The sequence below is a fragment of the Nocardia sp. CC213A genome (genome assembly GCF_030766805.1).
In the GTDB taxonomy this organism is placed as follows: domain Bacteria; phylum Actinomycetota; class Actinomycetes; order Mycobacteriales; family Mycobacteriaceae; genus Nocardia; species Nocardia otitidiscaviarum.
Genome location: NZ_JASFXA010000022.1, coordinates 113,578 through 127,855, shown reverse-complemented (window position 1 = coordinate 127,855; position 14,278 = coordinate 113,578). Strand labels below are relative to the sequence as shown.

The 14,278-nt window shown below is 68.2% G+C and carries 13 protein-coding genes; 8 read left to right on the top strand and 5 right to left on the bottom strand.

The window, feature by feature from the left end:
* Window positions 1-128: 128 nt before the first annotated feature.
* The 8 genes from QJS31_RS31325 (at window position 129) to QJS31_RS31290 (ending at window position 8,435) form a co-directional block, all read left to right on the top strand.
* Window positions 129-1,538 (top strand): amidohydrolase, encoded by a 1,410-nt coding sequence (locus QJS31_RS31325; protein ID WP_306358405.1) that lies wholly within the window; start codon window positions 129-131, stop codon window positions 1,536-1,538.
* Window positions 1,535-2,926 carry a nucleobase:cation symporter-2 family protein gene (locus QJS31_RS31320; protein ID WP_306358404.1) on the top strand — a complete coding sequence of 464 codons (1,392 nt, stop codon included), beginning with the start codon at window positions 1,535-1,537 and terminating at the stop codon, window positions 2,924-2,926. Before QJS31_RS31325 ends, QJS31_RS31320 begins: the two co-directional genes overlap by 4 nt.
* Window positions 2,923-3,555 (top strand): UbiX family flavin prenyltransferase, encoded by a 633-nt coding sequence (locus QJS31_RS31315; RefSeq protein ID WP_306358403.1) that lies wholly within the window; start codon window positions 2,923-2,925, stop codon window positions 3,553-3,555. The genes QJS31_RS31320 and QJS31_RS31315 overlap by 4 nt, the downstream gene beginning before the upstream one ends.
* Window positions 3,552-4,946: a UbiD family decarboxylase gene (locus tag QJS31_RS31310; protein ID WP_306358402.1), complete on the top strand. Its 1,395-nt coding sequence runs from the start codon at window positions 3,552-3,554 to the stop codon at window positions 4,944-4,946. The genes QJS31_RS31315 and QJS31_RS31310 overlap by 4 nt, the downstream gene beginning before the upstream one ends.
* Entirely contained in the window at window positions 4,939-5,925 is a 987-nt protein-coding gene (locus QJS31_RS31305; RefSeq protein ID WP_306358401.1) for a GTP-binding protein, read from the top strand. Before QJS31_RS31310 ends, QJS31_RS31305 begins: the two co-directional genes overlap by 8 nt.
* 36 nt (window positions 5,926-5,961) lie before the next feature.
* Window positions 5,962-6,870, top strand: a complete 909-nt coding sequence (locus QJS31_RS31300) for a xanthine dehydrogenase family protein subunit M (protein ID WP_306358400.1) — start codon at window positions 5,962-5,964, stop codon at window positions 6,868-6,870.
* Window positions 6,861-7,043, top strand: a complete 183-nt coding sequence (locus QJS31_RS31295; RefSeq protein ID WP_306358399.1) for a hypothetical protein — start codon at window positions 6,861-6,863, stop codon at window positions 7,041-7,043. The genes QJS31_RS31300 and QJS31_RS31295 overlap by 10 nt, the downstream gene beginning before the upstream one ends.
* A gap of 162 nt (window positions 7,044-7,205) precedes the next feature.
* Entirely contained in the window at window positions 7,206-8,435 is a 1,230-nt protein-coding gene (locus tag QJS31_RS31290; RefSeq protein WP_306358398.1) for a M20 family metallopeptidase, read from the top strand.
* Here QJS31_RS31290 and QJS31_RS31285 read toward each other — a convergent pair.
* From QJS31_RS31285 to QJS31_RS31265, 5 genes are all read right to left on the bottom strand, one after another.
* Entirely contained in the window at window positions 8,400-9,758 is a 1,359-nt protein-coding gene (locus tag QJS31_RS31285) for a cation:proton antiporter (RefSeq protein WP_306358397.1), read from the bottom strand. The two genes, QJS31_RS31290 and QJS31_RS31285, sit on opposite strands and share 36 nt — an antisense overlap.
* A 9-nt stretch (window positions 9,759-9,767) precedes the next feature.
* Entirely contained in the window at window positions 9,768-10,556 is a 789-nt protein-coding gene (locus QJS31_RS31280; protein ID WP_306358396.1) for a response regulator transcription factor, read from the bottom strand.
* Window positions 10,557-10,852: 296 nt separating this feature from the next.
* Window positions 10,853-12,127 carry a hypothetical protein gene (locus QJS31_RS31275; protein ID WP_282785700.1) on the bottom strand — a complete coding sequence of 425 codons (1,275 nt, stop codon included), beginning with the start codon at window positions 12,125-12,127 and terminating at the stop codon, window positions 10,853-10,855.
* On the bottom strand, window positions 12,127-13,743 hold the full coding sequence (locus tag QJS31_RS31270) for an NAD(P)/FAD-dependent oxidoreductase (protein ID WP_306358395.1): 1,617 nt from the start codon (window positions 13,741-13,743) through the stop codon (window positions 12,127-12,129). Before QJS31_RS31270 ends, QJS31_RS31275 begins: the two co-directional genes overlap by 1 nt.
* A complete protein-coding gene (locus QJS31_RS31265; protein ID WP_306358394.1) occupies window positions 13,740-14,177 on the bottom strand; it encodes a DUF4440 domain-containing protein in 438 nt (145 codons plus the stop codon). Before QJS31_RS31265 ends, QJS31_RS31270 begins: the two co-directional genes overlap by 4 nt.
* Window positions 14,178-14,278 lie beyond the last annotated feature (101 nt).

The window sequence follows — 14,278 nt, the reverse complement described above, 5'->3', positions numbered from 1 at the left end:
CCGGTGACCTCCCGACTTGGGTTAAACCGTTCGGCGAACTCCAGGACTGGCGTCCTGGCTGGGGAGTTGATCTCCCCATCGCCTACGGATCGAGGCGGCTCGGCCGCCTGGGAAAGGCTCGGGCGGCAATGACACCGACAGCCCCTGCGCATTGCGACCTACTACTCACCGGCGGGATCGTCGTCACGGTCGACGACGTCGGCACCGTGTACGACCCGGGGAGCGTGGCCGTCATCGGCTCACGCATCGTCGCGGTGGGACCGGAAGCCGAACTGGCCCAATGGCATTCGGACACGGTGCTCGATTGCCGCAGCAAGGTGGTACTCCCCGGCCTGATCGACGGCCACAATCACCTCTACCAGGCGCTGGCCCGCGGACTCGGTGAAGGCATGTCGATCGTGCCGTGGCTGTGCGAGTTCATGTGGCCCTACTCCATCGCGATGACCCCGGCCGACGCCGTCGCCGCCGCCCGGCTCGGAGCCGTCGAAGCGCTCCGCGCCGGCACCACCACCGTCATCGACAACCATTACGCCCCAAGCGATCTCGAAACCACGCTGGCGGTCGCGGAGGTGATCGAGGAGTCCGGGCTCCGGGGCGCGGTCGCCCGCGGGGTGATCGGCGAGCGCACGGCCGTCGCGGCGCGGCGCGGCCAGCCGGCCGAACTGTTCCGATACAGCGCCGCCGACGAGCTGTCGATCATGCGGGAGGCGATGCGGCACCGCCCGCGCGGATCGAAGGTCGAGATCTGGCCCGCACCCCTCAATCTCACCTACGTCGACCAGGACCTGGTACGCGGATGTGTAGAGCTGGCAAGGGAATTCGACACCCGCTGGCATACCCACTGTTGTGAGAGCAGCAAGGATCCGCTCGGCTACGTCGACGCCTACGGTGTGCGGCCGGTGCAGTGGCTGGCCAAGGCCGGGCTGTTGGACGAACGCGCCACCCTCGCCCATGCCATCTGGCTCGACGACGACGAGCTGGACCAGATCGCCCAGGCGGGTGCGAAGATCGCCCACAACCCGTCGTCCAACGCCTACCTCGCCTCGGGCACCGTCCGTTTGCGCGAGCTGCGGGACAGCGGCGTCACCGTAGCGGTCGGCAGTGACGGACCGAGTTGCGGGCATCGACAGGACCTGTTCGAAGCGATGAAACTCTCGGTCTTCGCACAACGGCTGTCGACCCTGGACCCGACGGTCTGGAGCGCCGAGGAAGCGCTCGCGCTGGCCACCCGGCAGGGCGCCGAATTCGCGGGCATCGACGCGGGAGTACTCGAGCCCGGACGCCTCGCCGACATCATCGTCGTGAACGTCGACCGACCGCATCTGCGACCGCTGCACCGCGCCGTGAGCGCCCTGGTCTACTCCGCCCGCGGTTCGGACGTCGAAACCACCATCGTCGACGGGCGAATCGTCTACCAGCACGGACGGTGCCTGCTGATCGATGAGGACGCCGCTGTCACAGCGGCTCAATCGCGGGCCGAACAGCTCGTCGCCCGCGCCGGAATGGCTGCCCTGTGCACGCCGAGGAAGTTGCCATGAATATCTTCACCCGAAACCGAACCCGGTTATCGAAACCCCGCCACCCCGTCGACACCGTTCCCCCGCTGCGGCTGATGATTCCGCTCGGCCTGCAGCACGTCATCGTCGCCTACTCCGGCATGGTCACCGTGCCGCTGGTCATCGGATTGGGCGTCGGCCTGTCCCCGGCACAGGTCACCACCCTGGTCACCGCGAACGTCCTCATCAGCGGTGTCGCGACCCTGATCCAGACCCTCGGCATCTTCAATATCGGTGTGCGCCTGCCGATCGTGATGGGCTCCACCTTCACCGGCATCACCCCGGCCATCATCGTGGGCAGCGATTCCGGCCTACCGGCGGTCTTCGGCGCGACCATCCTGGTCGGCCTGCTGACCTGGGTGATCGCGCCATGGTTCGCGCAGCTGTCCCGCTACTTCCCGCCCATCGTGACCGGCACGACCATCGCGATCATCGGTTTCTCGCTGCTGCCGAAAACGGCGACGCTGATCAGCGGCCCGGAGTCCGCGGCCGACCACGGTGCGCCGAAACGCCTGCTGCTCGCGCTCGGCACCATCGCGCTGGTGGTCGTCCTCGAACGTGTCATGCGCCCGGCTGTCGGCCGGTTCGCCATTCTGATCGCGCTGATCGTCGGAACCCTGGCGGCCTGGCCGCTCGGCCTCACCGACTTCTCCGCCACCCGCGACGCACCACTGTTCGGCATGGTCGAGCCGTTCGCCTTCGGCGCACCCACCTTCGTGCTCGCGGCCATCCTGCCCATGCTGGTGGTGCAGATCGTCAATATGGTGGAGTCGACCGGTGACACCCTGGCCACCGGCCAGATCGTCGACCGCACGCTCGGCCCGCGCGATATCGCCCGCGCACTGCGTGCCGACGGTGTCGGAACGGCGCTCGCGGGCGTCTTCAGCTCCTTCACCTTCGTCACCTTCGGCGGCAATGTCGGCCTGGTCAGCATCACCCGGGTGAAGAGCCGCTACGTGGTGGCCACGGCGGGCGCGATTCTGGTGATCATCGGCCTCATTCCCAAGATCGGCGCGGTCGTCGCCTCACTGCCGGGACCGGTGCTGGGCGGCATCGGCGTGGTCATGTTCGGCACGCTGGGCGCTATCGGCATCAAGTTCATGCTGGAGGCGGATTTCAGCCAGCCGCGCAACCACATGATCGTCGCCATCGCCTTCGGCTTCGGACTCATGCCCGTGGGCGCTCCCGACTTCTACACCCAGCTGCCCGGTCCGCTGCAGACCGTGCTGTCGAGCGGCATCGCCGCGGGCGGCATCGCGGCCTTCCTGCTGAATCTCCTGCTCAACGGCGTGCGGCGCGAACAACCCGCCCCGGCCCGCGCATCGGGCGACGCCGAGCCCGATCGTGTCACCCGAGTGGAGGAATCGTGACCACCTCCGAATACCACAACGGCGCGGTGGCGAAGCCGCGACTGATCGTCGGCATCACCGGTGCCAGTGCCCCGCATCTCGCCATCCATCTGCTCACCGCGCTGCGCCGCCTCGATACCGTGGAAACCCACCTGGTGGTCTCACGGGCGGCGCATCGCACCATCGAGCTGGAGTCCGGGCTGCGTCCCGAGGATGTCGCCGCGCTCGCGGATGTGCATCACCAGCGCGGCGATATCGCGGCGACCATCGCCTCGGGGTCGTTTCTCACCCTGGGCATGGTGGTGGTGCCGTGCTCGATGAAGACCCTGGCCGCGGTCGCGCACGGCTACTCCGACGATCTGCTCACCCGGGCCGCCGATGTCTGTCTCAAGGAACGCCGCCGCCTGGTGCTGGTCACCCGGGAGACTCCGCTGAGCCTGGTGCATCTGCGCAATATGGCCGCGGTGACCGAGGCCGGTGCCACCGTGCTGCCGCCCGTTCCGGCGTTCTATCAGCGGCCGACGTCGGTTCAGGACGTGCTCGCACATCTGAGCGGAAAAGTACTCGACCAATTCGGCATTCGGCACGAGCTGTTTCCCCGATGGTCGGGTGCGGCGGCCGCCCGCCACGCGGCAGGCGCGGTCCGATGAACGCCGAGCACCGACAGGATCCGCACGCCTTCCTCGAGCGGTACCGCGCGGCGCACCCCGAGGATGTGTTGACGGTCGACGACGTCGTCCCGGCGGATCAGGGCGTGACCGGGTTGATCTACGAACTCGCCGCCCGCGGCCGCGCGGATATGGTGTTGTGCCGCAAGGTCGACGGCCTCGCGGTGCCGGTGGTGAGCAATATGTTCGCCTCCCGCCGCCGGATCGCTCGCATCCTTGGCACCGAACCGCAGCGGCTGCACGAAGCCTTCGCCGCCGGGGCGGCCCGCCAGCTGCCCCCGCGCGAGGTGGACTCCGGACCGATCCTCGAGTCGGTGCGGACCCGTAGCGATGTCGATCTGGCGACCGTGCCGATGCTGCGGCACTTCGCTTCGGACCGGGGTCCCTACATCACCAGCGGCATCATCGTGGCCGAGGATCCGCGCACCGGTGTCGGAAACCTCAGCTACCACCGCTCGATGGTGCACTCCCCCACCGCATTGGCGACCAGTCTGCATTCGCGCGGCGACCTCTGGCGCATGCTGCGCACGTACGCCGAACTCGGACGGCCGATGCCCGTCGCCATGGTGATCGGCGGCCATCCGCTGTTCATGCTCGCCGCCTCCGCCCGGGTCGGCTACGACGTGGACGAGCGGGCGATCGCGGGTGGATTGTTCGGCGAACCGCTCGAGGTGGTGCCGACACCCGAGTACGGCATCGGGGTCCCGGCCTGGTCGGACTATGTGCTGGAGGGCACGATCGACCCGTCGGCGTACGCGGAGGAAGGCCCCTTCGGCGAATTCTCCGGCTACTCCTCGAATCGGTCCACCAACAATCTGATGACCGTGACCGCGATCATGCGACGGCGCGAACCGATCCTCTTCGACGTCGAGGGCGGTAATACCGCCGAACACCTCAATCTGGCTCGGATACCGCGTGAGTCGGAAATGGTGGAGAAGCTGAAGGCCCGCTTCCCCGACGTGACCGCCGTGCACTATCCGACCTCCGGAACGCACTTCCACTGCTATGTGGCGCTGCGACAGCGCAGGCCCGGACAGGCGCGCCAGGTCATGCTGGGACTGCTCGGCTGGGACCCCTACGTCAAGACGGTGATCGCGATCGACAGCGATATCGATATCACCGACGACGCCGCGGTGCTGTGGGCGCTGGCCACCCACTTCCAGCCGCATCGCGATCTGCTGACCGTCGCCGGACTGCCCGGCTCACCGCTGGATCCGTCCTCGACCGACGACGGCACCACCTCCCGGATGGGTCTCGACGCGACCCGCGGGCCGGGCTTCGAGGGCACCCGGATCGAGATCTCCGAGACGGCCCGCACCAGGGCACGAAAGATCCTCACCCCCAACGCGACAACAGGAGGACGACATGCATGACGGCGGCAAGATCCCGGTGACGGTACTGACCGGATTTCTCGGATCCGGAAAGACCACGCTGGTCAACCACATTCTGACGGCCCAGCACGGCTACCGAATCGCGGTCATCGAGAACGAATTCGGCGAGATCCCCATCGACAACGACCTCGTCCTGAACGCCGACGAGAAGATCATCGAGATGAGCAACGGCTGCTGCCTGTGCTGCACCGCCCGCACCGACCTGATCGACATCCTGCGCTCCCTGCTGGCCCGCAGTGACCGGTTCGACCGAATCCTGATCGAAACCAGCGGACTGGCCGACCCGAATCCCGTGGCGCAGACCTTCTTCGTCGACGACGAGATCGAGCAGCACTTCACCCTCGACGCCATCCTCACCCTGGTGGACGCCAAACATGTACGCGCCCATCTCGCCGAGGGCGGCTCCGCGGGTGTTGGCTCCCATGTGGTCGACCAGATCGCCTTCGCCGACCGCATCGTGATCAACAAGGTCGATCTGGTCGCACCCGAGGTGGTCCGGGAGGTGCGGGAGACCGTGCGCGGGATCAATGCGACGGCCGAGATCATTACCTCCCAGTACGCCGCGGTGGATGTCGCCGATGTGCTGGGCATCGGCGCATTCGATGTGGCGCGCACCGTATCCGGAGATCCGCACTGGCTCGACGAGAGCGACCACCAGCACGATCCGCATCTCACCTCGGTGGGGGTCGAGATCGACGGCCATCTCGACCACCGGGAATTCGACAGCTGGCTGCGCGCCCACCTCGTGGAGCGCGGCGATGACGTGTACCGGATGAAGGGCCTGTTCGCGGTGGGCGACGATCCGCGCCGGTTCGTCCTCCAGGGCGTGCATCGCCTCTTCGACATCCGGCCGTCGACGCCGTGGCGGGGCGAGGACCGCAGGGGCAAGGTCGTCTTCATCGGCCGCGATCTGGACCGGGCCGAGCTCACCCGCGGCGTGCGGTCCTGCCTCGTCCGGTAGCGACGAGTCTCCATCCACCACCAGGAGTTTCCCGATATGGAGTTCTTGCGCCCGGCCAGTTGGGCCGACGCACTGGCCGCGAAGGCCGCCCACCCCGACGCCGTACCGATCAGCGGCGGTACCGATGTGATGGTCGAGCTCAACTTCGACCTCGCCCGGCCCACCGTCCTGCTGGATCTGACCCGGATCCCCGAGCTGACCGACTGGTCGGCGACGGACGACCGGATACACCTCGGCGCGGGGGTGACCTACAGCAGGATCATCGCCGAACTGGCCGATAAGCTGCCCGGTCTGGCCATGGCCGCCCGCACCGTCGGATCTCCGCAGATCCGCAATCGAGGGACGGTGGGCGGCAATCTGGGCGCGGCCTCCCCCGCCGGGGACGCCCATCCGCCGCTGCTCGCCAATGACGCCGTGGTGGTGGCGCAGTCGGTCAGAGGCAGCCGCGACATCCCGATCGCCGACTTCTACACGGGCGTCAAGCGCAATGCCCTGGCCCCCGATGAACTCATCGCCGCCGTCCGAGTTTCCCCCGCCGCCGGACCACAGCAGTTCTCCAAGATCGGCACCCGCAATGCCATGGTCATCGCGGTGACGGCCTTCGCCTTGGCCCTGCATCCCGAGCGCGGGCGGATCGGCACCGGATTCGGCTCGGCCGCACCGACTCCCCGGTCGGCGACCGCGGCCGAGCGGTTCCTCGAGACCGAACTGCACGCCGGCGGCCACTGGGAATCCCGAGCCGAACTCGAGCCCGCGACGGTCGCCAGGTTCGGCGAATTGGTCGCGGCGGCAGCGGCACCCATCGACGATGTGCGCGGCAGCGCACGTTACCGCCGCCACGCCTTGTCCGTCATGGCCCGCCGCACCCTGGTGTGGGCGTGGAGCGACTATCGGCGGCCGGGCCGCGGGCACGGCGATCGGCGGGATTCGACCCGATGCGCCTGAAACGCCTGGTCGGTCGTCGATCGCGGGCCGCCGCCGCGCCCGCGGTCGATCCGACCACCGGGCAGCCGACCACCGGAGTATCGGACGACGACGCCCGCCGCGCCAGTGATATTCGGGCGCTCGCCGCGGGCCTCCAGGCACCCGGGCTGGTCCTGCCGACCTACTGGTGCTGAGAGCCGCACGCCGATCGGCCGCGGCCCACCCGATCGGGGGATGCCGGGCACCCCGGGGCATCGGCGAGGATTCGTAAAACCCTGCCCCACAGTCCTGTTCGGCGCGCGGCACGGCCCGGACCGTCCGGCGCGAACGGACGCCGACCCTGCGAGGGGGAAATCGTGGAGATCGACGCGCTGGCAGCCGCCATCGACGAGCGGGAACTCATCGAGTTCACACGACGTCTGGTACGGACGCACACACCGTTCGAGGAAGGCCGGGGGGAACGGGCGGTGGCTGATCTGCTGCTCGCCAGGATGCGGGAATGGGACTGGAGTGCCGCGCTTTTCGAAGCGGAGGGGCGTCCGAATATCGTGGCGACGGTGGACGGGGGCGGTGGGGCGGGGCCGATGCTGGCCTTCGAAGGACATATGGATGTGGTGGCGGAGGGGGATGTCGGGCAGTGGAGCGTCGATCCCTTCGGCGGCGAGATCCGGGACGGGAGGCTGTACGGGCGGGGTGCCGCGGATATGAAATCCGGTGTCGCGGCGATGCTGTACGCGGTGCGGGCGCTGCAACTGTCCGGGCCCTTTCCCGGCCGGGTGCGCCTGCTGCTGCTCGCCGACGAGGAGGGGATGATGACGGGCGCGAAAGCCGCTGTGGCGCAGGGTTTCGTTCGCGACGTCGACGGAGTGATCTGCGGTGAGCCCGAGGGGGACGAGGTGTGTCCGGTGTCGAAGGGCGCGATGCGGCTCAGGGTGGATTTCACCGGGGTGATGAGCCACGGGGCGATGCCGTGGCAGGGACGGAATACCCTGCCCGCGCTGGCCCGCGCGGTGCTCGGGCTACAGGATCTCGAATGCCGCCTGGTGCGGGAGGTGGGCAGCCGGCCGCCGCTGGGCGCTCCGTCCATCACGCCCACGGTGGCGCGGGCGGGGACCGCCGACCAGATCAACACGATTCCCGGCGCCAGTTCGCTGTTCCTCGATATCCGCACGGTGCCCGGCGTCGATCACGAGGTGCTGTTGAAACGCGTCGACCGATGCGTCGACACGGCGGCGCGGGGGTGTGGGATCGGATCGGCCGTCACCGTGATCGACGATCGCCCCTGGGTCGCAACCGATCCGGACGGCCCGCTGGTCACCGCCCTGATCGCCGGACACGAGATCGTCAACGGCGTCCGGCCCCGCCTCGGCGGCGTACCGGGCACCACCGATGGCACCATTCTCACCGCGCACGGCGGGGTTCCGAGTGTGGTGTACGGGCCGGGGGGCAAGTGGATCGCGCATATGGCCGACGAGTGGGTGGCCGTCCGCGACCTGAAGCGGTATGCGCTGACCTATGCGGTCGCGGCACGGCTGTTCCTGACCGGCGGATCAGGTGGGAGCGACCGCGGCGCGGCCGTCTGGTAGCGCCGGCGGCAACGGTTCCTCGCCGTACGGGCCGAAAGTCCTTCCATCCCTTCGGATATTGCGTTCGATCAGGCGCAGGACCGGGGTGGACAGGAAGGTGGTGACGATCGCCATCAGGGCGAGGATCGTGTACAGCTCGCCGGTGATGAGGCCCGCGCTCAGGCCGATATTGAGCAGGATCAGTTCCATCAGCCCGCGCGCGTTGGCCAGCGCGCCCATGGCCGCCGCTTCCCGCCACCCCATGCCCTGCCACCGCGCGGCCAGCCCGACGGCCCCGAACTTCCCGGCGAACGACACCACCAGGACCAGGGCGGCCATCAGCAGCACCTCGGGGGCGAAGATCAGGCCGAGTTCGGTGTTCAGCCCGGAGTAGATGAAGAAGCCGGGCAGCAGCAGGTAGGACACCAGCGGTTCCAGCCGTTCACGCACGCGGTCCAGCAGTTCGCCGCGCGGCATCACCGCCCCGGCGACGAACGCGCCGAACACCGAGTAGATGCCGACCCAGTCGGTGAACCAGGCCGCCAGCAGCACCACGATCAGGATGACCGACAGCTGCGCGATCGGCAGTCCGCCCACCTGTGGAGCGCTGTCACGTGGGGTCCAGGCGTTCAGTCTCGCCAGCCAGCGCCGCGCCACGTACACCATGAACAGCAGATAGCCCAGCGCCCCGATCGCGGTGATCAGCGCGCCGCTCATCTCGTCCTTGGTGGTGGCGACCACCGTCGCCAGCAGCACCCACGCGCACGCGTCGTCGACGGCCGCGCACGACAGCGACATGGTGCCCAGCCGGGTGTGCAGCAGTCCGGAGTCGTGCACGATCCACGCCAGCATGGGAAACGCCGTGATCGCGACGGCGGAGGCCACGAACAGCGCACCCTGCCACCCGGCGGCCCGCTCGGTGAAGTAGCCGCCCTGACCGACGAGCCACCAGCCGACCAGCCCGCCCAGCAGCAGCGGCACCGCCACGCCCGCGGCCGATGTCGCCCCGGCCTGACGCAGATGTGCGCCGAGGATGTCGAGTTTGAACGACGCTCCCACCAGGAACATGTAGAGCACCAGCCCGAGCTGGCCGACCACGTAGATGGCGACCAGGTTCGGGTGGGTGATCGAACTACCGTCCAGGGTGGCCGGAAACAGCCAGTGCTGCGCCGACGGCCAGAGCCAGCCCAGCACGGACGGCCCGAGCACGAATCCGGCGACCATGATCGCGACCACCTGCACCTGTCCGAGCCGCCGGAACACGTGCCAGAGCAGGCGATAGGTCACCAGGATCACGGCCACCTGCAGGAAGAAGTGGGTGGCTATCTGCAGCAGACTGGGCACGGCCGTTCCTCACGCTCGGCTGGGCAGGGCGCGCACCGCCCGCCCGCCGCGGCCGCGGCCGCGCGTCCCGGTGGCGTCCAGGCCGGTCGCACGGCACAGATTCGCGCGGACGGCCACCACCGCGGCCTCGATCCGGCTGGCCACCCCGAGTTTGGTGAGGATGCGGCTGACGTGGTCCTTCACCGTATCCGGGCTGATGAACAGGCGAGCGCCGACCTCGCGATTGGACAGACCGTCGACAATCAGCAGCAGGATCTCACGCTCGCGTTCGGTCAGGGTCGCCAGACGTCGACGCGCATCGGGATCCGCTATGGCGGGGGTGAGTGGGGTGCGGTGCGGTGGGGCGGCGGCGACCATGACGCCGGTGGCCACCAGCTTCAGCGCGTGCAGTACCGCGGGTGGGCCGAAGTCGGCCGCCAGCAGGACATCCGGATGCTCGGTCGCGGAGCGGGGGACGCCGCGTGCCACCAGTAGCGCGATGAGCGGCGGGTGATCCAGTGCGCGCAGTCGACGGACGAGGGCGGGCAGGTCGCGTGGCACCTCCACCGACGCATCGAGCAGGACGATATCGGGGCGACAGCGCACCGCCCGCTCCACGACTTCGCCGCAGGTCGATCTCCCAGCGAGCGTCAGATTGACGACCGAGGCCGCCGCGCGCTCGAAATCGTCATGTACGAACGGGAATTCGGATGCGACGACCAGGGTGCGCCGGGTCTGCGACGACAACCGCGCTCCGGTGACGACGCTGATATTGGGGCATATCCGGGTTTCCAGCCCTGATCCACGAGTAAGCTGCATATCAGCCTCCGAGCTCGGTGCGGATGAAAGGTGCCGGGACGATCGGCGTCGGATGCTCCAAAACTGTGTCCTCCCATGTGCGTACGCCCTCGTTCCGAGCCCCCCCGAGCGTGATCGGATAAGCCTCGACAGCGTCGTCATGGCACGAACTTCTGTTGAATCTCTATCCGCGGAGATGCGTTCAACAGGCGGTCGGAATTGTTCTTATCGAAGATCACGACCCGCTACCGAGGAAGTCTAAGCGACCCACCATAGACCGACATACCCCCGAACAGGGGGGTGGAAGCCGGACGAACTCAGGCGATACGGCAGGTGACCAGCGGGCGCGTCCCGACCCGGACCCCGGACGGTATCAGCAGGTCAGCGCCACCGCCGTGGGCACAGTTGACCAGCAGCTCCAGCACCAGGTCGCGCTGAATCATACTGCCGCCCAGCGCGACGACCTCCGGCAGGACCGATATCAGCCCTCGCACAGCCGATTCCGGGTTCGCCCCGCAGTACTCCACGAAACTCTGCGCCACCCGTATCGCCGTACGGCGTGGTCGCACCATGTCGTCCCCGCTCCCGGCGCGGTCCTGCCCCAACTCCGCCGCGATCCGGCGGGCCAACTCGTGGCGGTCGGCCCCCACGATCGCGAGCAGGACGTGCAGATCGACGAACGCCGAATTGGAACCGGCCCGTATCTCCACCGCCCGGTCGGCCAGCGCGTCGAAATCGTCCGGCCCGGCGATGCCCGCCAATCGCAGTCGCCACAGCAGCGATACGGCGTCGCAGAACTGCATCGCCGAGGACGGACCGGCGACTGTGCCGAGGATCTCGGCCACCAGTTCGGTCAGCCCGTCACGGTCGGCGACCGCCATCGAGGCGAGGGCGCGATGCCAGGTCAGATGAGTCCGCAACAGGCAGCGCTGTGCGCTCCACCGGCTGTTCGTCGCGCCGAGCAGCGCGTCGACAGCACCGTAGTCGCGGCGCTCGAAATAGACGTGCGCGCAAGCGTGTACGGCCCAGGGATTGTCGACCGGGGCCAGTTCCAGCGCACGCTCACCGGCCGCGGCCGCGTCGGCACAGGCGTCGTTCTCGCCGTAGGCGAAGGCGAGCATGGCCAGCAGGTAAGGGTAGGCGGGGGTCGCGCCCTCGACCAGCAGCGGGCTGGATGTCAAGCGGGACAGCATGGTTCGCGTCTCCCCGGTCAGGAAGTCGACCTGATGCCCGGCGGCGAGCGCCAGTTCGTCGGCCGGGAATTCGGCCGATACGGCGAACAGTCGATCGCTGGCCGCTCGGTAGGCACGGTTCAGCAACAGCCGCACGACCTCGAGATGCGCCGTCTCCCACGGGCGGGTGGCGGCGGGATCGATCCGGTCGAGCGCCGCGCGGACATCGTCCGGCGGGCGCACGCCGCCCAGCAGATACTGGTAGGCGCGGAGCACGACGACCACGGGTGCACCCGCCGCCTCGCCGTCCACCGCGTCCAGGGACCACACCATGGATCGGTCGAACCGCAAGAGCCCGTTGACGAAACCCGCTACGACCCCCGACGCGCCATCACCGAGCGGCGACCTGTCGCCGGACATCAGGGCGCGACCGCACCCGAACGTTCCGTATCGGCCGCGGCCGGTAGCCCACCGAGATACAGCTCACGGATGCCGGGGCGGGCGTCGCGCGCCCAGGCGACGGCCCGCGCCACCTTCTCGGCATCGATATCGAAGAAGGGCTGCGACATATCGGTCAGCCCGAAAGACGGTGGCACGAAGTCGACATCGGCGAACAGGGTGCGGAATTCGCGCGCGGCGGTCTCCATACTGATCTCCCAGTTCCAATACGACTCGATGATCCGGTCAGCTCGACTGTAGAAGGCGTCGATGAAACCGTCGACCCGAGAACCCGGAGCCGAGCCCGGCCGCGGCACCGATGATCCGTCCCCGTTCGCCGCGACCAGATGGGATACCGTGCGCAGCTGCTGTTCGGTGCGCATGGTTCCGGTCACCTGGTTGACCTGCCATACCCGGAACCAGGCGTTCCAGAGGTCGAAGGCGGCGAACGAGCGGAACGCGCCCGACACCAGGAAGTCGTTCTCCTCGATCAGGCTGGCCTGCAACGCGTCGATGTCGGTGAAGACCTCCGGTACGAAGCCCGCCGCGAAGCGGTTGATCAGCCGCTCCGCCAACCGGTCCACGACCACGGCCGTGTTCTGCATGCCGCGCGAGAACAGCGGATCGATGAAGCCCGCGGCATTCGAGGTCAGGCACCAGCGCTCGCCGACCGTCCGGGTCGCCGTGTACTGGAGTCTGCCGGTGCTCGTCCACTCCCGTTCGGGGCGCGCGTGTTCGAATTGCCGCGCGATATCGGGATGGTCGGCGAGAAAGGTGGCGAAGGCTCGCGCCGGGTCGGGAGCCGGGGATTCGTCGCCGTTGTCGATCCGCCAGCAGATGCCCACGCTGCACCGCGGATTCGCGGACCGGTCGCTGTTGTCGAAGGGAATGACCCACATCCAGCCGCCGTCGAAGACATGGTGCAGCGTCCCGGTGTGCCACCGCCGTGGGGCGCGGATGGATGTCACCTCGTCGAAGGGGATGACGCCGGTCATATGCGTGAAGATGGATTTCGACTTGGTGCGCAGCCCCTCGGTGGTGCGCAGGCCGAAAGCATCGGCCAGGTACGAACCACGGCCGGTCGCATCGACCACGTAGTCGGCCGAGATCCGCGTCCCGTCGACGCCTTCGAAACGGACGCCGCGCTCGGTCACCTCGATGGTGCGCGTCGCGACACCCTCCAGCAGCGTCACGCCGCGGTCGCGGGCCCGGCAGGCCAGCCAGTGGTCGACATCCGCGCGGTACAGGTGGGATTCGGTCGACACGATCTCCGACAGCGGGAACTGGTGCACCTTGGCGGAATCGGCGCGCTTGTCGTGGTAGACGAAGCCGAAATTGTCCTTCATGCCGCAGGTGCCGACGCGTTCGATCAGATCGTCGAACGACGACAGCGCCGCCAGTTCCGGCACACCGTATTTGACGCTCATCAGGCTGTAGAGCTTGGAGGTGTTCGGGATGGTGGATTCGCCGATCGCGAATCGGGGATGTGTCTTGGCGTCGACCATGCAGGTGCGCAGTCCGGCCGCGCGCAGGCACAGCGCCAGCGTGCTGCCGGACAGTCCGGAACCGAGGATGAGGACATCGAATTCGCCGTTCATCGCCGCACGCTCCCGGTGGATCCCCGCTGTAGCGGCGTCTGCTGGTGGTACTGCATCAGCCAGCGGGAGTTCCGCCGCACGTAGACGGTCGAGATCGCCGCGTAGATGCCGTCCAGCCCGACCCGCTTCTGGTACATCTCGTAGAACACCAGAAACGCGTCGGGTCCCAGCGCGCGCTCATGGAATTCGAGAATCTGATAGGTCTCTATCCGTGGAGCCGCGGCCACCGCGTCCAGCACGGTGCGCCGCGTCAGCGTGGCGTGCGGTGAGGGCACCGCGAACACCGCGTCCGCGGCCGTGACCCGCGCATAGAATTCGGCGCCCGCATCGGAACTCAATGCCCGCCATTGCCGGAACTCGATCTCGGTCGGACTCGGGTCGTCCGGCTCCCCCGCGACCGATCCGCCGTGGTCTTGCACCGCTGTGGTCATCATGAGCATCCAGTTCTGTGCCGCAATAGATGCGCGAAATCCTAATCTCCTTGTGGCACAAGAACATCCCCCTGAACGGGGGAATCGAACGAGACCGCGACCGG

Excerpts from the sequence above, each read along its gene's own strand:
- QJS31_RS31325 (WP_306358405.1), top strand. The coding sequence starts at position 129 with ATGACACCGACAGCCCCTGCGCATTGCGACCTACTACTCACCGGCGGG.
- QJS31_RS31320 (WP_306358404.1), top strand. The coding sequence starts at position 1,535 with ATGAATATCTTCACCCGAAACCGAACCCGGTTATCGAAACCCCGCCAC.
- QJS31_RS31310 (WP_306358402.1), top strand. The coding sequence starts at position 3,552 with ATGAACGCCGAGCACCGACAGGATCCGCACGCCTTCCTCGAGCGGTAC.
- QJS31_RS31305 (WP_306358401.1), top strand. The coding sequence starts at position 4,939 with ATGCATGACGGCGGCAAGATCCCGGTGACGGTACTGACCGGATTTCTC.
- QJS31_RS31300 (WP_306358400.1), top strand. The coding sequence starts at position 5,962 with ATGGAGTTCTTGCGCCCGGCCAGTTGGGCCGACGCACTGGCCGCGAAG.
- QJS31_RS31295 (WP_306358399.1), top strand. The coding sequence starts at position 6,861 with ATGCGCCTGAAACGCCTGGTCGGTCGTCGATCGCGGGCCGCCGCCGCG.
- QJS31_RS31280 (WP_306358396.1), bottom strand. The coding sequence starts at position 10,556 with ATGCAGCTTACTCGTGGATCAGGGCTGGAAACCCGGATATGCCCCAAT.
- QJS31_RS31275 (WP_282785700.1), bottom strand. The coding sequence starts at position 12,127 with ATGTCCGGCGACAGGTCGCCGCTCGGTGATGGCGCGTCGGGGGTCGTA.
- QJS31_RS31270 (WP_306358395.1), bottom strand. The coding sequence starts at position 13,743 with ATGAACGGCGAATTCGATGTCCTCATCCTCGGTTCCGGACTGTCCGGC.
- QJS31_RS31265 (WP_306358394.1), bottom strand. The coding sequence starts at position 14,177 with ATGATGACCACAGCGGTGCAAGACCACGGCGGATCGGTCGCGGGGGAG.